Source organism: Janthinobacterium goodfellowi (assembly GCF_051380695.1).
In the GTDB taxonomy this organism is placed as follows: Bacteria; Pseudomonadota; Gammaproteobacteria; order Burkholderiales; family Burkholderiaceae_D; genus Janthinobacterium.
The window spans coordinates 115,853-135,027 of sequence record NZ_JBNYXN010000005.1; the positions used below are offsets into that span (position 1 = coordinate 115,853).

Below are 19,175 nucleotides of genomic sequence, written 5' to 3' on the forward strand. Positions count from 1 at the left end.
TTAATTATTGGCTTGTGTTTTCGAGGGAATGGGAATCATGAGGACAATAAGAATCATTTACAATTGCGGTCATGGCTACCCAGAAAATATTTCGCTTCGGATCTTGCGCAGAAGTTCTTAAGAGATTCTTAACGGCAGGCGGCGGCGTGCAAACCTGGTCGCTGCGGCGCACTCTGCTGACGGTCCTGCTGGGCCTGACCCTGGCCTTGTGGGTGGGCAGCGCCGCCATCGTGTACGTGGAAGCGCGCCGCGAAAGCCAGGAATTGTTCGACCAGTCGCTGACCGAGACGGGACATCTGCTGCTGTCGCTGGTGGCAAAGGAGGCGCGCGAACACGGCTTGACGGGGCCCATCGACCTGCCGTTGCGCGGCCAGCCGAATCCCCACCATTATTTGCTGTTCAAGGTGCGCGACGCGCAGCAGCGCGTGCTGTACCGTAACGATGCAGCGTCCGACATCGCCCTGTCGCGCAGCGCGCCCGATGGCCTGTCGTGGACCACGATAGCGGGCCAGCGCTGGCGTCTGTTTTCGCTGTGGGACCCGCAGCGCAGCCTGCAGCTGCTGGTGGCCGAGCCGACCAGCCACCGCGACGACATCAGCCGCGGCTTCTTTTACCGTATCGCGCTGTTCGGCCTGCTGCTGGTGGCGCTGGCCACCCTCGCCATCTGGTGGAGCATCCACCGCGTGTTTCGCGTGCTGCAGGCGTCGGCCGATGAAGTGTCGGCGCGCACGCCCGATGAACTGGCCGACGTCAGGCTGGCTGGCGCGCCGGACGAACTGCATCCACTGCTGCTGGAAATTAACCGCCTGTTCGGCAGGGTGCGGCACAGCCGCGACAACGAGCAGCGCTTCACGGCCGATGCGGCGCACGAACTGCGCACGCCGCTGGCCGCCATCAAGACGAATCTGCAAGTGCTGCAGCGGGCGCGCAGCGCGGACGAGCGCGAGGAATTCATCGCCGCCCTGGGCGCCAGCGTGGAGCGCGCCACGCGGCTCGTCAACCAGTTGCTGGCGCTGGCCCGGCTCGACCCGCAGGCCCAGGAGACGGCGCTGGCGCCGGGCGACCTTGCGCAGCTGCTGGCGCAGCAGGCCGCGCAGTGGCAGGCGCTGGCCGCGCCGTACCGGCTGTCGCTGGCCGTGAACGTGGCCCTGGCGCCGTGCGCGCTGCATGCGGACAGCCTGCAGATGCTGCTGCGTAACCTGGTCGAGAATGCGCTGCGCTACACGCCGGCACCGGGCGCCGTCGAGATCAGCTGCGGCGTGGAAGCGGGACGCAGCTACCTTTGCGTGGCCGATACGGGACCGGGTATCGCCGAGGAATGGCACGAACGCGTGTTCGAGCGCTTTGTACGCCTGGTGCGCCTGGACGGCGCGCAGCTGCCCGGCAGCGGGCTGGGACTGTCCATCGTGCGCCGCATCGCCGAGCGGCATGGTGCGGACATTGTCCTGGGCGCCGGCTTGCAGGGCAGGGGGCTGGCGGTGACGCTGGTGTTTCCCGCCGCGTAGCGTGGCTGCCGGCTGCGCGATCCGATAGCGATAAAACGCACAAGGCGCGTCCGGAATGCGGTATCTTTCTGTTATGCACAGACCTGACAAACACCCGCCTTCCGACCTCCCCCCGCTATCGCTGGCCGCCGCGCGCGCCCTGCACCTGGCCGCGCAAGGCTTGCTGCAGGCGCGGCGTAAAAAAGCCGTGAAGGCCGACGTGCTGGCCGCCATCCGCCAGATGGGCGTGCTGCAGATCGACACCATCCACGTGGTGGCGCGCAGCCCCTACCTGGTGCTGTGGAGCCGGCTGGGCGACTATCCGCAGCCGTGGCTGGAGCAGTTGCTGGCCGAGGGCGCGCTGTTCGAATACTGGGCGCATGAAGCCTGCTTCGTGCCCATCGAAGACTATGGCTTGTACCGCCACCGCATGCTGGACCCGGCCGCCATGGGCTGGAAGTATTCAGTCAAATGGATGGCCGAGCAGGGCGAGGCCGTCGCTTCGGTGCTCGACCATATCCGCGCCAACGGCGCCGCGCGCTCGGCCGACTTCGAGCGCACGGATGGTCAGGCGGGCGGCTGGTGGAGCTGGAAGCCGGAAAAGCGCTCGCTCGAAGTGCTGTTTACATCGGGCGTGCTGATGATCGCCAGGCGGCACAATTTCCAGCGTTATTACGACCTGGCCGAACGGGTGCTGCCGGGCTGGCACGACGGCTTGCTGCCGCCCGAAGACCAGGTGCGCCGCCGCCTGCTGCTGGCCAGCGTGAAGGCGCTGGGCCTGGCGCGGGCCAGCTGGATCAGCGATTATTTTCGCACCAAACAGCCGCGCGCCAGCCTGACGCACGATCTGCAGGCGCTGGTGGACGAGGGCGCGCTGCTGCGCTGCGCGGTGGCCGGCTGGATGGACGCCGTCTACGTGCATGCGGAGCATGGGGAGTTGCTGCGCGCGGCGGCCGCCGGCAAGCTGGCGCCCACCTTGACGACGATATTGTCGCCGTTCGACCCCGTCGTCTGGGACCGGCGCCGCGCGCTGGAACTGTTCGATTTCGACTACCGGCTCGAGTGCTACACGCCCGCCGAGAAGCGCCGCTATGGCTATTTCACGCTGCCGATCCTGCGGCGCGGCGCGCTCGTGGGACGGCTGGACGCCAAGGCGCACCGCGCACAGGGGCGCTTCGAAATCAAGTCGCTGGCGCTGGAAGAGGGCGTGCGCGTCAGCCCCCGCCTGGTGCAGGACGTGGCCGGCGCCGTGCGGCGCCTGGCCGGCTGGCATGCGTGCCCGGATATTGATATTGCGCAAGCGCAACCGGCAGCCTTCGGTGCGCAGCTGGCCGAGGCGCTGCAGGACGGTGCTCACGGGGAAAGGCGGGCCGCATGACGCTGCCACCGGCCCCATCCGCGCTGCTCGACGCCGACGGCCAACCCCGTTTCGGCCGCTACACGGGGCAGCTGGACGCTTACGACTGGGCCGCGCTGGCGCCGCCCTACGCGCGCGGCGCCCTCTGGCGCCTGTTCCACCACAAGCGCTGGCATTACGTGGCCCTGTCGACACCGGCCGTATTCTGCGGCGTGGCCATCGTCGACCTGGGCTGGACCAGCACCGCGTTCGCGTATGCCTTCGACCGCCACAAGGGCAAGATCGTGGCGAGCTTTTCGCAGGATGGCATTCCGGGCCTGTGCGCCACGCTGGCGCCGCATGCGGGTGCTTCCAGCCGTTTCCGTTTTTTGTCGCAGAAAATCAGCATCGAGGCGCAGCCGCAGCAGCGCTACCGCTTGCGGCTCGATTGCGGCCATTTCGGCATCGATGCGGAGTTCGGCCCGCCCGTGGCGCCCACCTTGCTGGCCATCGGCCCCGTGGGCGAGGGCGGCAGCGCGCATGCGACGCAAAAGTCGGGCGGCCTGCCCTTGTGGGGCAGCGTGCGCTGCGGCGCCGTCGGCTACAGCCTGGACGACGGCGTGGCCAGCTTCGATTATTCGAACGGCTTGCTGGCGCGCGAGACGGAATGGCGCTGGGCCTCGGCCCACAGCCTGGACCTCGGTTTCAACCTGCAGGCCGGCTATTTCGGCGCGCATGAAAATGCGCTGTGGCTCGATGGCCAGCTGTATCGGCTGGGCCGCGCGCATTTCGACTTCAATCCCGACAACCCGCTGGCGCCGTGGCACGTGTGGACGGACGACGATTTGCTGGACCTGCACTTCAAGCCGGAAGGGGCGCGGCGCGAGGATAAAAACCTGTGGATCGCCGCCAGCCGCTACATTCAGCCCATCGGCACGTTCAGCGGCTGGGTGCGTACCAGCGCGGACTCGCCCAAGCGCATCGTGGCGCAGCTGGCGGGCGTGACGGAAAGCCACCGTTCGCGCTGGTAGGCGCCCGTTTTTTTGCGAAACGCGCGACAAGGTCAAATTTTTTTGGCAAGGCATCCGATACACTGGGGGAGTACCTTTAGCCACTCCGGCAAACCATGAGGCCAGAACATGAGTATCCGTAATCTCGACAAGCTGTTCAAGCCGGCCTCGGTGGCCCTGATCGGCGCCACGGCGCGCGAACGCAAGCTGGGCGCCATCGCCCTGTACAACCTGCTGGGCGGCGGCTACCAGGGAGACATCTGGCCCGTCAATCCCAAGTACGACGAGCTGATGGGCCTGAAATGCTACCGCAAGCTGGCGCACCTGCCCAAGGCGCCCGACCTGGCCATCATCTGCACGCCGCCCGCCACCATCACGGCGCTGATCCGCGAACTGGGCGCGCTGGGTACGCGCGCCGCCATCGTCATGACCTCGGGCCTGGACCCTGTGCGCGAGCAGTCGCTGCGCCTGGCCATGCTGAAGGCGGCCAAGCCGCATTTGCTGCGCATCCTCGGCCCCAACAGCATGGGGCTGCTGGTGCCCAAACTGGGCTTGAACGCCAGCTTCGCCCATGTCGGCGCGACGAGCGGCAAGATCGCCTTCGTGTCGCAATCGGGCGCGCTGGTGTCGGGTGTGCTCGACTGGGCCAACGCGCATGGCGTGGGCTTTTCCAAGTTCATTTCGCTCGGCGCCAGCTACGACATCGATTTCGGCGACCTGCTCGACTACCTGGCCGGCGACATCGACACGGCCGCCATCCTGCTGTACATGGAAGATATCCAGGCGGCGCGCAAATTCATGTCGGCGGCGCGGGCCGCCGCGCGCAGCAAGCCCGTGATCGTGCTGAAGGCGGGGCGCGAGGCGGAAGGCGCGGCCATGGCGGCCTGGCATACGGGCGCGCTGGCCGGTTCCGACGCCGTCTACGACGCGGCCATCCGCCGCGCCGGCATGCTGCGCGTGTATTCGGCCGAAGAACTGTTCGACGCCGTGGAAACGCTCACGCACATCCGCTCGCAGCGCGGCGAGCGCCTGGCGATCCTGTGCAACGGCGGCGGCCTGGGCGTGATGGCCACCGATGCGCTGGTGGGCAGCGGCGGCAAGCTGGCCGAACTGTCGCCGGACACCGTGATCGCGCTGGAAAAGGCGCTGCCGCGGGGCTGGTCGCACGACAATCCCGTCGGCTTGCCCGGCGACGCGGCCGTGCAGCGCTATGCCGACGCCATCAAGCCGCTGCTCGACGAGCCGCAGGCGGATGCCTTGCTGCTGCTGCACGCGCCCACGGCCATGGTCTCGTCGATCGACATCGCCGAAGCCGTCACGCCGCTGATCAAGGCCACCTCGCGCACGGTGCTGTCGTGCCTGCTGGGCGGCACCACCGTGGCGCCCGCGCGCCAGGTTTTTAATCGCGCCGGCATACCCACCTACGACACGCCGGAAAAGGCCGTGCATGGCTTCATGCAGATCGTGCAGTACCGGCGCAACCAGGAAACCCTGATGCAGGTGCCGGCGCAGCTGCCCATGTCGGCCACGCCGCGTCGCGCGCGCGTGCGCGAAATCGTCGCCGCCGCGCTGGCCGCCGGCCAGACGGTGCTGGGCGAATGCCGCTCGAAGGAGATCCTGGCCGCCTACGGCATTCCCGTCGCCACCACGCGCATGGCGGCCGACGTGGAAGAGGCGCTGGCCGTGGCGGCGGACATCGGCTATCCCGTCGCGCTGAAAATCCATTCGCCCGACATCGCCCACAAATCCGACGTGGGCGGCGTGGCGCTCGACCTCGACACGCCCGACATCCTGCGCACGGCCGCCGCCGCCATGCTCAAGCGCGTGCGCCGCATGCGGCCCGACGCGCTGATCGACGGTTTTACGGTGCAGCAGATGGCGCGCCGGCCGCAATCGCATGAATTGATCGTCGGCGTCACGACCGACGCCGCCTTCGGCCCCGTGATCCTGGTGGGGCAGGGCGGCATCGCCGTGGAAGTAACGGCCGACCATGCGATCGGCCTGCCGCCGCTGAACATGGTGCTGGCGCGCGACATGCTGGCGCGCACGCGCGTGTCGAAGCTGCTGGCCGGCTACCGCAACCAGCCGCCGGCCGACATCGACGCCATCTGCTATACCCTGATCCAGGTGGCCGAACTGGTGGCCGACATCGGCGAGCTGGCCGAACTCGACATCAACCCGCTGGTGGCCGACGCCCACGGCGTGATCGCCCTCGATGCGCGCATCCGTTTGCAGCCGGGCCAGCAGCGCGACCGCCTGGCCATCCGCCCGTATCCGCAGGAACTGGAAGAGCAGGTGACGTGGATGGATCAATCGATCCTGCTGCGCCCCATCCGCCCCGAGGATGCGCCGCAGCACATGGATCTGTTCCACGCGCTGGACCCGGACGACGTGCGCCTGCGCTTTTTTACCTCCATGCGCGAGCTGCCCGTGTCGCAGCTGGCGCGCCTGACGCAGATCGATTACGACCGCGCCATGGCCTTCATCGCCACCCACACGGGGCCGGACGGCAAGCCGGAAACCCTGGGCGTGGTGCGCGCCGTGGCCGACCCGGACAATATCCACGCCGATTTCGCCATCGCCGTGCGCTCGGCCCTGAAGGGCAAGGGACTCGGCCACATCCTCTTCGAGAAGCTGGTCGACTACTTCCGCAGCCGGGGGACGGAAGCGCTGGTGGGCGAGGCGATGGCGCGCAACAAGGGCATGCAGCGGCTGGTGAAAAGCTTTGGCGGCGAGGTCACGCCATCGGAAGAGCCCGGCGTCGTCAACCTGCATATCGGCCTGCGCGCGCCGTAAAAGAAAGCGCGGCTGGCCCGCTGCGGGTTTGTGCAGGATCAAACCCATCGCTGTCGGTAGTCTTTACACTTTCACTTCCAGGATCAGACATCCAGCGCGTTTTCGGGAGTGAGTGCATGCTTACGGCAACATATATATTGGTTTCCCTGTCGGTGGAACAGGCCAGCATCCGCATGAGCCTGCTGGCCTTTCAGAAGTACATGCATGTGCAGCTGCGCCAGCAAAGCAGGCTCAGCCTGGCGCAGCTGCAGTACGCGGGCGACTGGCTGAACCGGTTGTACCAGGGCGGCTACTGGCGCAAGGTGGAAATGTATCTGGTGCCCGCCATCCGCCAGGCCGCACCGCATGCCGACGGTTTGCTCGACGGTTTGCTCAATGAGATCAATGGCTTGAACCACGTGGCGCTGGAAAGCATCAATGTGGTGCAGCAATGCGCGGGCGCCGCCATCGACCATTCCGAATTGCAGGCCGAGCAGCTGTGCGCGGCCATCGACGCCTTTTGCGCAGCCTTGCTGCAGCGCCTCGAAAAAGAGGAGCGCGAACTGTTCGCGCTGGCGCGCAAGGTCATCGTCGGCGAAGCGTGGTTTGCCATCGCCTACCAGTTCCTCGCCCACGATGCGCGCGCACAGGAAGCGCGCCGCGGCAAGGCGCAGGTGCTGCCCTTTGTCTTGCCAGCGCCTGTGCCAACAGCGTTGCCGGCACCCGGCGGCAGCGCTGAAACGGCAGCCGAGGTCGGCACGCCCGCGTTGCCCGTACCGGCACAGCCGCTGCGTGCACAGGCTTGAACGGGTAGCGAGCGCACACCCCGGCAAGCGGAGTCTGCTGGAGGTGCTTTTGTCATGGTGACTGGCCAGCTGTCATAGGGCAAAAATATACGGAAAAGATTCGCTTTATTCATTTGATAACTTGTTCAGTCCTGTCCGATGCAATACCCCGGGCTTTGTTATGATGGTGGTTTTGATCCACGCGAAACCCGTCATGTTCGAATTTCTCTTCAAGCGTTCTGCCAGCAAGACTGCCGTCCCCGATCCTGTCGTGGCAGAACAGGCCGCCGCCTCGGCGCAGAGCGCATCGCGCCGCGCCGAACAGGTTGCGCGTGCCCATGCCGTGGCGGGCGACGAAGCCGCCGCCTGTGAATTCATCCTGTCCAGCGAATTTGCCGATGCCCGCTTGATCGCGGCCGAACACGTCCATAGCTTGCCCCTGCTGGAAAAAATCCACCACGCCATGCGCAACACGGACCGCCGCGTTGCCAAGCTGATGCAGGGCCGCATCGACCTGATCCGTCATCAGGCTGCCGAGACGCAACGCGCCCAGGCCAGCATCGAGACGGCGCAGCGCCTGTTGAACGATGAAAAGCTGAGTCCGAACCAGGTAGCCGAGCTGGACCGCCAATGGCAAGTCATCAAGGCCACGCCCGAGCTGGAGAGCGCCTTTGCCGCCGCGCGCGCCGCGCTGGCCGCCCGCCTGGAAGCGCAAGTGGTGCTGCAGCGCGCCGTGATCGACGCCGTCGCCGCCGCGCGCGCCGTGGCGAGCAATGGCCAGTCCGCCGGCGAGCTGGCGCAGGCGCTGGCCCGCCTGGACGCGGAACATGCGCAGCATGCGCAATCGCCCGAGCGCGCTTCCTTGCCGAAACACCTGGAAAGCGATTTCACGCAGGCGCGCGAGCAGGCGCAGTCCGCCTTGCAGGCGCTGCAGCAGCACCAGGCCGTGTTCGACGCGCGCCAGCTTGCTCTGGCCGCATGGCAGGCGCAGGATGCCGCCACCCTGGACGCCGATGTGCTGAAACGTAGTTGGCAAGCCTTGCCGCGCCTGCCGGAATCGCCATTGTCCGACAGCCTGCAGCAGCAATTTGCGGCCCTGCTGGCCAGCGCGCCAGCGCCGGTCGTCGCTGCCGCAGCCGTGGACACGCCAGCGCATGCGGAACCGGCGCCGCGCAAGCCGCGCCAGGAACACGCGCCCGTGTCGAAGGAAGCGACGGAGCAGTTCTTCAAGACGCTCGACGCCATGGAAGCGGCCCTGCAGGAAGGCTTGTTGCACGTGGCTTCCGAGCACGACAAGACCTTGCGCGATAGCAAGCACGGCCGCTTGACGCCCGCGCAAGCGGACCGCCTGGCCCATGTGCGTGCGCAATTCAAGCAATTGGCCGACTGGGCGCGCTGGGGCGGCAACGTGTCGCGCGAGGAACTGGTCAAGGCGGGCGAGGAATTGCCGGCGCAACAATTGCCGATGGCCGAGCTGGCCAAGAAAGTGGGCAGCTTGCGCGAGCGCTGGAAGTCGCTCGACACCTTGTCCGGCCCCGCACCGAAATCGCTGTGGGAGCGTTTCGACGCCGCCTGCAGCGTGGCGTATGCGCCCGCGGCCCAGCATTTCAAGCAACTGGCGGAAGAGCGCCACGGCAATGCGGCCAAGGCCCAGGAACTGATCGCGGAAACGGCGGCCCTGGCGGCCGAAGAGAGTACCGACTGGAAACATGTTGCTTCCGCCTCGCAGCGTTTGCGCCAGGCGTGGACGCGCCTGGGCACCATCGACCGCAAGGAAAAGAAGCGCCTGGACGCGGAATTCGGCGCCGCGCTGGACGCCCTGTCCAAGCCGCTGGACACGCAGCGCCAGATCGAGACGGCCCGCCGCGAGCAATTGATCGTGGAAGTGGGCTTGCTCAAGCCATCGGAGCGCAACACGGTCGACATGCTCAAAGCCTTGCAGGACAAGTGGCAGGAGCTGGCCAAGGCCCTGCCGCTGGAACGTCGCGCGGAACAGGCGCTGTGGCAGCGTTTCCGCGCCGCCTGCGACGATATCTTCGCCAGGCGCAAGGAAACGGCCCACGCGGCCGACCACGAGCGCCGCGAACACCTGCATGCGCGCGAAGCGCTGTGCGCCGCGCTGGAAACGGCCGTCGTGCCCGAAGGCGACGACAAGGCCCGCACGGCCTTCATCAATCACTTGCTGCGCGACACGCGCGCCGCCTGGAACGCCACGGGTCCCGTGCCGCGCGCCAGCGAAGCGAAGATCGAGCAGCGCTACCAGGCGGCGCTCGCCGGTGTGCAGGCGCAGGCGGATGCCATCGCCGAACGCGCTGGCGCGGCGCAGGCCAACGCCCTGCGCGACAAGTTGCGCCTGGTGCAATCGCTGGAAGCCGCACTGGCCGATGGCGGCGACGGCGCCGACGCGCAAGCGTGGTCCGAACGCTGGAGCGCCTTGCCGCCGCTGGACGCCCAGTACGAACGCAGCCTGCAGCAGCGCTTTGCCGCCGCCCAGGCCGCGCTGGGCGAGGGCGCTGCCTCCTACGTGCGGCAATTGCAGGCCAACCAGGAGCGCTTGCTCGCTGAAGTGTTGCGCCTGGAAATCGTCGCCGGCGTCGACAGCGGCGCCGAATTTGCCCGCGACCGCCTGAAGATGCAGGTGGAAGTGCTGCAATCGTCGCTCAAATCGGGCCAGAAGCCGCTCACGCAAGTGTCGCAGCTGATGCAGCTGTGCGCGATTGCCGCCGCCACCGATGCGCGCACGGCCAGCCGCATCGAAACTCTGCTGCGCCGCATTGGAGGTAACGTCAAATGAGTACCAGCGTCCGCATCCAGCAAGCCGATTTTGACTTGAGTCAAGAAATTGCACAATTGCGTGCAGGCAACCCCAAGGTGGGCGCCGTCGTCGGCTTCGTCGGCACGGTGCGCGACATGAACGAGGGGCTGGACGTGGCCGCCATGGAGCTCGAGCACTATCCGGGCATGACGGAAAAGTCCATTGTAGCCATCATCGAGCAGGCGCGGGCGCGCTGGCCCCTGTCCGGCGCGCTGGTGATCCACCGCGTGGGGCCCTTGCTACCGCAGGAGCAGATCGTGCTGGTGGCGGTCTCGTCCGCCCACCGGGGCGAGGCGTTTGCCGCCTGCGAATTCATCATCGATTACCTGAAGACGGAAGCGCCGTTCTGGAAGAAGGAAGACACGCCAGAAGGGGCGCGCTGGGTCGATGCGCGCGACAGCGACGAGACGGCCCTGGACAAATGGGCGACAAACGCAAGCCCGATTTGAAGCGAACGCGTCCCGCACAGTAGCATTTGCCAAAATGCATCAGTTTTCTGCTTTGTGTATGCTTGAAAAGTACTGCCTCACCCCAATTTGGTTAACAACTAATTAACCGGGAGCGCTTTTCATGCGACAAGATAAACTGACTACCAAGTTACAGGAAGCCCTGGCCGATGCGCAAAGCTTGGCCGTGGGCAACGACAACCCCTATATCGAACCAGTCCACCTGCTGACGGCCCTGTTGAACCAGGACGACGGCGGCGCCCGCTCGCTCTTGCAGCGGGCCGGCGTCAACGTGGGCGGCCTGTCCAAGGCCTTGGGCGCGTCCATCGAACGCTTGCCGAAGGTGTCCGGCACGGGCGGCGACGTGCAGGTGAGCCGCGAATTCGTGGCCTTGCTGAACCTGGCCGACAAGGAATCGCAAAAGGCGGGCGACCAGTTCGTGTCCAGCGAAATGGTCTTGCTGGCCATGACGGACGACAAGTCCGACTGCGGCAAGCTGGCGCGCGAAAACGGCCTGACCCGCAAGGCTTTGGCGTCGGCCATCGACGCAGTTCGCGGCGGCAACAAGGTCGATACACAAGAAGCCGAAGGCCAGCGCGAAGCCTTGAAAAAATACACCTTGGACCTGACGGAGCGGGCGCGCAAGGGCAAGCTCGACCCCGTGATCGGCCGCGACGATGAAATCCGCCGCACCATCCAGATCCTGCAGCGCCGCAGCAAGAACAACCCCGTGCTGATCGGCGAGCCGGGCGTGGGCAAGACGGCCATCGTCGAAGGCCTGGCGCAGCGCATCGTCAATGGCGAAGTGCCCGAGTCGCTGAAAGGCAAGCGCGTGCTGGCGCTGGACATGGCCGCCCTGGTTGCCGGTGCCAAGTTCCGCGGCGAGTTCGAAGAGCGCCTGAAGTCCGTGCTCAAGGAACTGGCCATGGATGAAGGGCAAACCATCGTCTTCATCGACGAGATGCACACCATGGTGGGCGCGGGCAAGGCCGACGGCGCGATGGATGCCGGCAATATGCTCAAACCGGCGCTGGCGCGCGGCGAACTGCACTGCGTGGGGGCCACCACCCTCGACGAGTACCGCAAATACATCGAGAAGGATGCGGCGCTGGAACGCCGCTTCCAGAAAGTGCTCGTCGACGAACCGACCGTGGAGGCGACGATCGCCATCCTGCGCGGCTTGCAGGATAAGTACGCGCTGCACCACAAGGTGGAGATCACGGACGCGGCCATCATCGCGGCCGCCGAGCTGTCGCACCGCTACATCACGGACCGTTTCCTGCCCGACAAGGCGATCGACCTGATCGACGAGGCGGCGGCGAAGATCAAGATCGAGATCGACTCGAAGCCGGAAGTGATGGACAAGCTGGAACGCCGTCTGATCCAGCTGAAAATCGAGCGCGAAGCCGTCAAGAAGGAAAAAGACGAAGCGTCGCTGCGCCGCCTGGGCCTGATCGAGGAAGAAATCCTCAAGCTGCAGCGCGAATACAACGACTTCGAGGAAATCCTGAAGGCGGAAAAAGCCGTGGTGCAGGGCAGCACGCACATCAAGGAAGAAATCGAACAGGTCAAGCTGCAGATGGAGCAGGCCACGCGCGAAAGCAACTGGCAGAAAGTGTCGGAACTGCAGTATGGCAAGCTGCCGCAGCTGGAAGCCCAGCTCAAGCAGGCTGACAGCGGCATCCCGAAACTCGATCCCGACCAGCCGAAATTGCTGCGCACGGAAGTGGGCGCCGAGGAAATCGCCGAAGTGGTGTCGCGCGCGACGGGGATTCCCGTGTCGCGCATGATGCAGGGCGAGCGCGACAAGCTGCTGCACATCGAAGAGAAGCTGCATGAGCGCGTCGTGGGCCAGGATGAAGCCATCACGGCCGTGGCTGACGCCATCCGCCGCTCGCGCGCCGGCCTCTCCGACCCGAACCGTCCCTATGGTTCCTTCATGTTCCTGGGGCCGACGGGCGTGGGTAAGACCGAGCTGAGCAAGGCGCTGGCGACCTTCCTGTTCGATACGGAAGAATCGATGATCCGCATCGACATGAGCGAGTTCATGGAGAAGCATTCCGTGGCCCGTCTGATCGGCGCGCCACCGGGCTACGTGGGCTACGACGAAGGCGGCTACCTGACGGAAGCCGTGCGCCGCAAGCCGTACAGCGTGATCCTGCTCGACGAAGTGGAAAAGGCGCATGCCGACGTCTTCAACGTGCTGCTGCAAGTGCTCGACGACGGACGCATGACGGACGGCCAGGGCCGTACGGTGGATTTCAAGAATACCGTCATCATCATGACCTCGAACCTGGGTTCGCATAAGATCCAGGCGATGGAAAGCGATGATCCCGGTGTCGTGAAGCTGGCCGTGATGGCCGAGGTACGCTCGCACTTCCGTCCCGAGTTCGTCAACCGTATCGACGAAATCGTCGTATTCCACGGCCTCGACGAGAAAAACATCGGCGCGATCGCGAAGATCCAGCTGAAGATCCTCGAAGAACGCCTGGCGCGCATGGACATGCAGCTGAGCTTGACGGACGCCGCACTGCAGCAGATCGCCGAAGCGGGCTACGATCCGGTGTATGGCGCCCGTCCGCTGAAACGGGCGATCCAGCAGCAGATCGAAAATCCGCTGTCGAAGCTGATCCTCGAAGGCCGCTTTGGCCCGAAAGACGAGATCCGCATCGACGCCCAGAACGGCAACCTGGTGTTTACGGGTGCACAGGTGGGGCTGGACAAGGTGTAATGCTGGCAGGTCAGTCCCTGCGGGATTGGAAGCTATTCCATTTGGGGTAGCTTCCCCCGTCGGGTCTGCCCCCAGTTTCACGGCATTTGCTGTGACGACGATTTGCGACGTCTGACAGGGCGGTATCAGGCTAGACCTGATGCCGCCCTTCTTGCTATCATCGTCACTATTTTCTGACTAATTTTCGGAGGCGGTACGATGGCAAACACATGGCAAGCAGGGCGGCGCATTGGACTGGGACTGACCTTGGCGGCGGCCGTGCTGGCCTTGTCTGGCCAAGCGCAGGCTCAGGAAGAGAAGGTCCTGAACATCTATAACTGGTCGGACTATATCGGCGACGATACGATCAAGAATTTTGAGAAGGAAACGGGCATCAAGGTACGCTACGACGTTTTCGACAATAACGAAATCCTCAATGCGAAACTGGTGGCGGGCAAGTCCGGCTACGACATCGTCGTGCCGACGGCCCAGTGGGCGCGTCTGCAGATCGATGCGGGCCTGCTGCGCAAGCTCGACAAGAGCAAGCTGACCAACCTGGGCAACCTCGACCCGAACCTGCAGGCCAAGCTGTCGAAGATCGACCCGAACAACGATTACCTGGTCGACTGGCTGTGGGGCTACACGACGGTGGGCATCAACGTCAACAAGGTCAAGGCCGCGCTGGGCGGCATGCCCATGCCCGACAATGCCTGGGACCTGGTCTTCGACCCGAAATACGCGGCCAAGCTGAAATCGTGCGGCGTATCCTTCCTCGACTCGCCGTCGGAAGTGCTGCCGGCCGCCCTGCAGTACCTGGGCAAGCCCGCGTACTCGAAAACGGCCGCCGACTACCAGGAAGCGGGCAAGGTGCTGCAGGCGATCCGTCCCTACGTAACCCTGTTCAGCTCGTCCGGCTATATCAATGACATGGCCAACGGCTCCGTCTGCGTCGCGCTGGGCTGGTCGGGCGACATCAACATCGCGCGCCAGCGCGCCATCGATGCGAAGAATGGCAATGTGATCCAGGTGCTGGTGCCGAAGACGGCCGCCCTGATGTTCGACACCATGGCCATTCCCGCCGATGCGCCGCACCCGAACAATGCGCACCTGTTCATCAACTACATCCTGCGCCCGCAAGTGCATGCCAGCCTGAGCAACAAGGTCTTCTACGCGAATCCGAATCCGGCCAGCATCAAGTATGTGCGCAAGGACATCGGCGAAAACAAGGCCATCTTCCTGCCGGACGCCGACAAGCAGCGCATGGCGGCGCCAGAAGCGACCACGGCCGATATCCGCCGCCTGATGACGCGCATCTATACGAAGTTCAAGACGGGAGTTTGAGGCTGGAGCGTAAATACAAGGATGGCGCGAGAGACGGGCCGGTAGGCCGTCGCTGGCGCCATGCGATAGTGCCGAGGTGAGCGCTACTCGTGGTAGCGGTCCATCAGCTTGTGGTGGCTGCCGCGCATTTCTTCGACCAGTTCAAAGGCGACAAAGCCGATGATGGCGGCGAAGATGGCGATGAAGAGAAAAACGAGGAAGGTGATTAACATGGTCTTTCAGCCGCCGTTGGACGGCCGTCCGCTGGGTTGCTCAATGTGCGGGAGCAGCGCTCCAGCACGTAGTTGATGCAATTAAACTCTAGCAGATCGGCAGCGCTTTACAAGGCTGCCGAGTTGTAATTCCTACCAGTATTTGTCCCAGCGCACTTTTTGCGCATTTTCTGCTTCAGCCCCCTTATTTCACCACCCTCATTTCACTACCAAGTCATGCGCCATCACGGCTTTTAAGTAGACGCTGATCGGGTCGCCCGGTTCGCGCTGCGAGAACCACCATGCGCTGGCCTTGCGCATTTCCCATTCCTGCTCTTCGCCCGTCAGCAGCAGGGCGGCTGCCTGGCCCAGGGTGGGCTGGTGGCCGACGATGAGCACGGTTTCCTTGCCGCCGGGCCAGTTGGCCGCCTTCAGGATGTCTTCCGCCTCGGCGCCGGGCGCCAGTTCCGGCATCAGCTTGAACTTGCGTCCCAGCGCTTCCGCCGTTTGCAAGGTGCGCAGGGCGGGGCTGACGAGGATGCGGCAATTTTCCGGTAATTGCGAGGCCAGCCATTCCCCCATGCGGCGCGCCTGTTTCTGGCCTTTGACGGTCAGGGCGCGTTCGAGGTCGGGGACGCCCGGCTCGGCTTCTGCGTGTCGCCACAAGATGAGATCCATGCTGTGCTCCTGTGTGTAGAGTTGCCTATTCGCCGACCTCCGCGCCCGGCGTGCCCAGTGTATGCATCAGGTATTGCTGGGCGCTGAACGGCGTCTGCTTGCCGCGCGGCTTGCGGCGCGCGTAATGGCCCGTCGGCTCCAGTTCCCATGCATTAGTATTATCCTTCAAATACGGATTCAAGCCCTCGGCGATCACGCGCCGTTTCAGCGCCCGGTCCAGCACGGGGAAGGCCACTTCCACTCTGCGGAATAGGTTGCGGCTCATCCAGTCGGCGCTGGCCAGGTAGACATCGTGCGCCAGGTCGTTGCGGAAGTAGTAAATGCGGCTGTGTTCGAGGAAACGGCCGATCACGGACCGTACCTTGATGTTTTCCGACAAGCCCGGCACGCCCGGCTTGAGGGTGCAGGCGCCGCGCACGATCAGGTCGATCTTTACGCCATCGGTCGAGGCCGCATACAGGGCGCGGATCACGGATTCGTCGACCAGCGCATTGACTTTCACGATGATGCGACCGCGCCGGCCCGAACGGGCGATCTTCGCCTCGTTGCGGATGGCCTTGATGATTTCGCTTTGCAGGCCGAACGGCGCCAGCCACAAGTGGTTCAGGTTGTGCGGCTTGGTCAGGCTGGTCAGGTGGATGAAGACTTCGTTCACTTCCACGGCCAGGTCCTGGTTCGCCGTCAGCAAACCGAAGTCCGTGTACAGCTTGGTGGTCGTGGGGTGGTAGTTGCCGGTGCCCAAGTGGGCATAGAAGCGCAACGCGCCTTCTTCGCGGCGGATGACGAGCGCCACCTTGGCGTGGGTTTTCAGTCCCACCACGCCGTACACCACCTGTGCACCTGCCTGTTCCAGCTTGTCGGCCCAGTTGATATTGGCTTCTTCGTCGAAACGCGCCATCAATTCCACGATGACGGTCACTTCCTTGCCCATCTTCGCCGCCGTAATGAGCGACTCCATCAGGTCCGAATTCATGCCCGTGCGGTAGATCGTCTGCTTGATGGCGACGACGGACGGATCGTAGGCGGCGCTGCGGATGAAGTCGATCACCGTCTGGAACGATTGATACGGGTGGTGCAGCAGGATGTCGTGCTTGGTCAGCGCGGCAAAGATGTCGTTGCCGATGGCTTTGTGCGCGAGGCCGGGGAAGAACGGCGGGAAGCGCAGCTCGGGCTGCTTGACGTGGTCGATCATTTCCGACAGGCGCACCAGGTTGACGGGGCCGTTGACGCGGTAGAGCCGGCTTTGATCCAGATTAAACTGGTCGAGCAGGAATTGCGACAATTCTGGCGGGCAATTGCGCGCCACTTCCAGGCGCACCGAGGTGCCGAACTGGCGCCCCACGAGTTCGCCTTTTAAGGCCTGGCGCAGATTCTTGACTTCATCCTCATCCACCCACAGGTCGCTGTCGCGCGTGACGCGGAATTGCGAATAGGCAATGACTTCGCGCCCGGCGAACAAATCCGAGATATGCGCATGGATGACGGACGATAACAGGCAGAAGGACACGCCGTCGCCGGAAATGTCGTCCGGCAGCTTGATGACGCGCGGCAAGACACGTGGCGCCTTGACGATGGCGATGGCCGTGCCGCGGCCGAACGCATCCTTGCCGCTCAGCGAGACGATGAAATTGAGACTCTTGTTGACTACCTGCGGGAACGGGTGGGCCGGGTCCAGGCCGATAGGGGTCAGCAGGGGGCGCACTTCGCGGTCGAAATACTGCTTGACCCAGGCGCGCTGCGCATCGTTGCGGTCGTTGTCGCGCAACAGGTGCACGCCCGCTTCGCGCAGGGCCGGCAAGACTTCGCTATTTAATATCTCGTACTGGCGTTCCACCAGCGCGTGGCATTCCTTGCCGATGCGCTCCAGATTGGCCGCCAGGGCAGGGTGGCCGGCCAGCGAACCGCCGATGCTGCCGGCCGCCAGCAGGCTGGCCACGCGCACTTCGAAGAACTCATCCATGTTGCTGCTGACGATGCACAGGTAGCGCAGGCGCTCGAGCAGCGGAATGTTCGGGTCTTCCGCCTGGGCCATCACGCGCCGGTTGAAAGTCAGTTGCGACAGTTCGCGGTCAAGCAGGATGCCCGATTTGGTCACTTCCGTGTGCAGTTCAGGTTTCATATTCTTTTGTCTTTGCAGATAGTTAATTCTAGCCGTATTTCATCATGTATGACGCGTTGTGAGTGTAATCATGAAATATGACGTAAGCGTGACATAAGCTGTCATAAAGCGTCGCCCATCCTGTCATTTTTCGCGTCCAAAAGGGCAATTCCCGGGGCGTAGGCAATTATTTCAGGATTTTTTGACCATGTCATAAAGCTGTCATATTCGCTTGCTAGACTGCGCAGCATTCAACCGGGACTTTGAGCCCTAACAACCCTGAGGACTTGATATGCAAATGAAGCAAATGTTCAAATTTATCGTCGTGGGTGCTTCGGCAGCGATGGCATTTTCTTCCGCTTCCGTCATGGCGGCAGATATGACAGGTGCTGGTGCAACCTTCCCGTACCCGATCTACGCCAAATGGGCTGAGACGTACAAAGCCAACACGGGCAACGGCCTGAACTACCAGTCCGTCGGTTCCGGCGCCGGTATCAAGCAAATCAAGGCCAAGACTGTTGAATTCGGCGCTTCGGACATGCCTTTGAAGGCGGAAGAGCTGGAAGAAGCGGGCCTGATGCAATTCCCGGCCATCATGGGCGGCGTGGTCACCATCGTCAACCTCGACGGCGTGGCCCCGGGCCAGCTGAAAATGACGGGCAAGATCGTCGGCGACATCTACCTGGGCAAGATCACCAAGTGGAGCGCTCCTGAAATCGCCGCCGTGAACCAGGGCGTCAAGCTGCCGGACACGGAAATCACCGTGGTGCACCGCGCCGACGGTTCGGGCACGTCCTTCCTGTTCACCGACTTCCTGTCGAAAACCAACCCGGAATTCAAATCGAAAATCGGCGCTGGCTCGGCTGTGAAATGGGCCGTGGGCGTGGGCGGCAAGGGTAACGAAGGCGTCGCCGCCAACGTACAGCGCATCAAGGGTTCGATCGGCTACGTCGAGTGGGCTTACGCCAAGAAAAACAAGATGTCGCACACCCAGCTGCAAAACAAGGACGGCAACTTCCTGCAGCCTGACGACGACAACTTCAAGGCAGCAGCCGCTTCGGCACCTTGGACGCAAACCCCAGGCTTCGGCGTGGTCCTGACCGACCAGGCTGGCAAGAACAGCTGGCCTATCACGGGCGTGTCGTTCATCCTGATGCACAAAGTCCAGCCTGACGCAGCCAAGGCAAAAGAAGTCCTGAAATTCTTCGACTGGGCCTACAAGAACGGTGGCGCCGCTGCTGCTGAACTGGACTACGTGCCAATGCCGGCATCGGTCGTGAAACTGGTGCAGGAATCGTGGAAAGCTAATTTGAAAGATGCATCGGGCAAAGCCATCTATTAATTTGATAGCCTGACCATGTAAGTACCGATCCTTGTCCCCGCCAGCAGCACGGCGGGGCAGGGAGTTAGCCAGGACCGCCCGCAAGCCCTTGCAGACGGTCCTGGCTAAAGAAGCAACAATAAAACAAGAGTTCAAAATAGCGACACCGGCAGTACCACCCACAT

Annotated in this window: 13 protein-coding genes; 10 read left to right on the forward strand and 3 right to left on the reverse strand. The window is 64.0% G+C overall.

The window, feature by feature from the left end; all coding sequences use genetic code 11:
• Positions 1-146: 146 nt before the first annotated feature.
• The 9 genes from ACQ4WQ_RS19480 (at position 147) to ACQ4WQ_RS19520 (ending at position 14,702) form a co-directional block, all read left to right on the forward strand.
• Complete coding sequence (locus tag ACQ4WQ_RS19480) at positions 147-1,505, forward strand: sensor histidine kinase (RefSeq protein WP_436499312.1); 1,359 nt, start codon at positions 147-149, stop codon at positions 1,503-1,505.
• 73 nt (positions 1,506-1,578) lie between these two features.
• Positions 1,579-2,862 carry a winged helix-turn-helix domain-containing protein gene (locus ACQ4WQ_RS19485; RefSeq protein WP_436499314.1) on the forward strand — a complete coding sequence of 428 codons (1,284 nt, stop codon included), beginning with the start codon at positions 1,579-1,581 and terminating at the stop codon, positions 2,860-2,862.
• Complete coding sequence (locus tag ACQ4WQ_RS19490) at positions 2,859-3,851, forward strand: DUF2804 domain-containing protein (RefSeq protein WP_436499316.1); 993 nt, start codon at positions 2,859-2,861, stop codon at positions 3,849-3,851. The genes ACQ4WQ_RS19485 and ACQ4WQ_RS19490 overlap by 4 nt, the downstream gene beginning before the upstream one ends.
• A 108-nt stretch (positions 3,852-3,959) precedes the next feature.
• Complete coding sequence (locus tag ACQ4WQ_RS19495; RefSeq protein WP_326459371.1) at positions 3,960-6,626, forward strand: bifunctional acetate--CoA ligase family protein/GNAT family N-acetyltransferase; 2,667 nt, start codon at positions 3,960-3,962, stop codon at positions 6,624-6,626.
• Between the two features lie 116 nt (positions 6,627-6,742).
• Positions 6,743-7,411, forward strand: coding sequence for a hypothetical protein (locus ACQ4WQ_RS19500; protein ID WP_436499318.1), 669 nt, complete (start codon positions 6,743-6,745; stop codon positions 7,409-7,411).
• A 193-nt stretch (positions 7,412-7,604) separates the two neighbouring features.
• Positions 7,605-10,184: a DUF349 domain-containing protein gene (locus ACQ4WQ_RS19505; RefSeq protein WP_436499320.1), complete on the forward strand. Its 2,580-nt coding sequence runs from the start codon at positions 7,605-7,607 to the stop codon at positions 10,182-10,184.
• Positions 10,181-10,654 carry a molybdopterin synthase catalytic subunit MoaE gene (gene moaE, locus ACQ4WQ_RS19510; protein ID WP_436499322.1) on the forward strand — a complete coding sequence of 158 codons (474 nt, stop codon included), beginning with the start codon at positions 10,181-10,183 and terminating at the stop codon, positions 10,652-10,654. Before ACQ4WQ_RS19505 ends, moaE begins: the two co-directional genes overlap by 4 nt.
• Positions 10,655-10,775: 121 nt before the next feature.
• A complete protein-coding gene (clpB, locus tag ACQ4WQ_RS19515) occupies positions 10,776-13,382 on the forward strand; it encodes an ATP-dependent chaperone ClpB (protein WP_326459375.1) in 2,607 nt (868 codons plus the stop codon).
• A 198-nt stretch (positions 13,383-13,580) separates the two neighbouring features.
• The gene (locus ACQ4WQ_RS19520) at positions 13,581-14,702 is read left to right on the forward strand and encodes a polyamine ABC transporter substrate-binding protein (RefSeq protein ID WP_436499324.1); all 1,122 of its coding nucleotides are present in this window, start codon (positions 13,581-13,583) and stop codon (positions 14,700-14,702) included.
• Positions 14,703-14,785: 83 nt separating this feature from the next.
• On the opposite strand, the gene ACQ4WQ_RS19525 is transcribed toward ACQ4WQ_RS19520, so the two are convergent.
• The 3 genes from ACQ4WQ_RS19525 to ppk1 all read right to left on the reverse strand — a co-directional run bounded on the left by ACQ4WQ_RS19525 (position 14,786) and on the right by ppk1 (position 17,690).
• Entirely contained in the window at positions 14,786-14,914 is a 129-nt protein-coding gene (locus tag ACQ4WQ_RS19525) for a hypothetical protein (protein ID WP_256267160.1), read from the reverse strand.
• A 198-nt stretch (positions 14,915-15,112) separates the two neighbouring features.
• Complete coding sequence (gene sixA / locus ACQ4WQ_RS19530) at positions 15,113-15,571, reverse strand: phosphohistidine phosphatase SixA (RefSeq protein WP_035817346.1); 459 nt, start codon at positions 15,569-15,571, stop codon at positions 15,113-15,115.
• Between the two features lie 25 nt (positions 15,572-15,596).
• Positions 15,597-17,690: a polyphosphate kinase 1 gene (gene ppk1, locus ACQ4WQ_RS19535; RefSeq protein ID WP_326459377.1), complete on the reverse strand. Its 2,094-nt coding sequence runs from the start codon at positions 17,688-17,690 to the stop codon at positions 15,597-15,599.
• Between the two features lie 271 nt (positions 17,691-17,961).
• Here ppk1 and pstS point away from each other — a divergent pair, with 271 nt between their 5' ends.
• Entirely contained in the window at positions 17,962-19,011 is a 1,050-nt protein-coding gene (pstS, locus tag ACQ4WQ_RS19540) for a phosphate ABC transporter substrate-binding protein PstS (protein ID WP_326459378.1), read from the forward strand.
• Positions 19,012-19,175: the final 164 nt, after the last annotated feature.

Excerpts from the sequence above, each read along its gene's own strand:
- ACQ4WQ_RS19485 (WP_436499314.1), top strand. The coding sequence starts at position 1,579 with ATGCACAGACCTGACAAACACCCGCCTTCCGACCTCCCCCCGCTATCG.
- ACQ4WQ_RS19490 (WP_436499316.1), top strand. The coding sequence starts at position 2,859 with ATGACGCTGCCACCGGCCCCATCCGCGCTGCTCGACGCCGACGGCCAA.
- ACQ4WQ_RS19495 (WP_326459371.1), top strand. The coding sequence starts at position 3,960 with ATGAGTATCCGTAATCTCGACAAGCTGTTCAAGCCGGCCTCGGTGGCC.
- ACQ4WQ_RS19500 (WP_436499318.1), top strand. The coding sequence starts at position 6,743 with ATGCTTACGGCAACATATATATTGGTTTCCCTGTCGGTGGAACAGGCC.
- ACQ4WQ_RS19505 (WP_436499320.1), top strand. The coding sequence starts at position 7,605 with ATGTTCGAATTTCTCTTCAAGCGTTCTGCCAGCAAGACTGCCGTCCCC.
- moaE (WP_436499322.1), top strand. The coding sequence starts at position 10,181 with ATGAGTACCAGCGTCCGCATCCAGCAAGCCGATTTTGACTTGAGTCAA.
- clpB (WP_326459375.1), top strand. The coding sequence starts at position 10,776 with ATGCGACAAGATAAACTGACTACCAAGTTACAGGAAGCCCTGGCCGAT.
- ACQ4WQ_RS19520 (WP_436499324.1), top strand. The coding sequence starts at position 13,581 with ATGGCAAACACATGGCAAGCAGGGCGGCGCATTGGACTGGGACTGACC.
- ACQ4WQ_RS19525 (WP_256267160.1), bottom strand. The coding sequence starts at position 14,914 with ATGTTAATCACCTTCCTCGTTTTTCTCTTCATCGCCATCTTCGCCGCC.
- sixA (WP_035817346.1), bottom strand. The coding sequence starts at position 15,571 with ATGGATCTCATCTTGTGGCGACACGCAGAAGCCGAGCCGGGCGTCCCC.
- ppk1 (WP_326459377.1), bottom strand. The coding sequence starts at position 17,690 with ATGAAACCTGAACTGCACACGGAAGTGACCAAATCGGGCATCCTGCTT.
- pstS (WP_326459378.1), top strand. The coding sequence starts at position 17,962 with ATGCAAATGAAGCAAATGTTCAAATTTATCGTCGTGGGTGCTTCGGCA.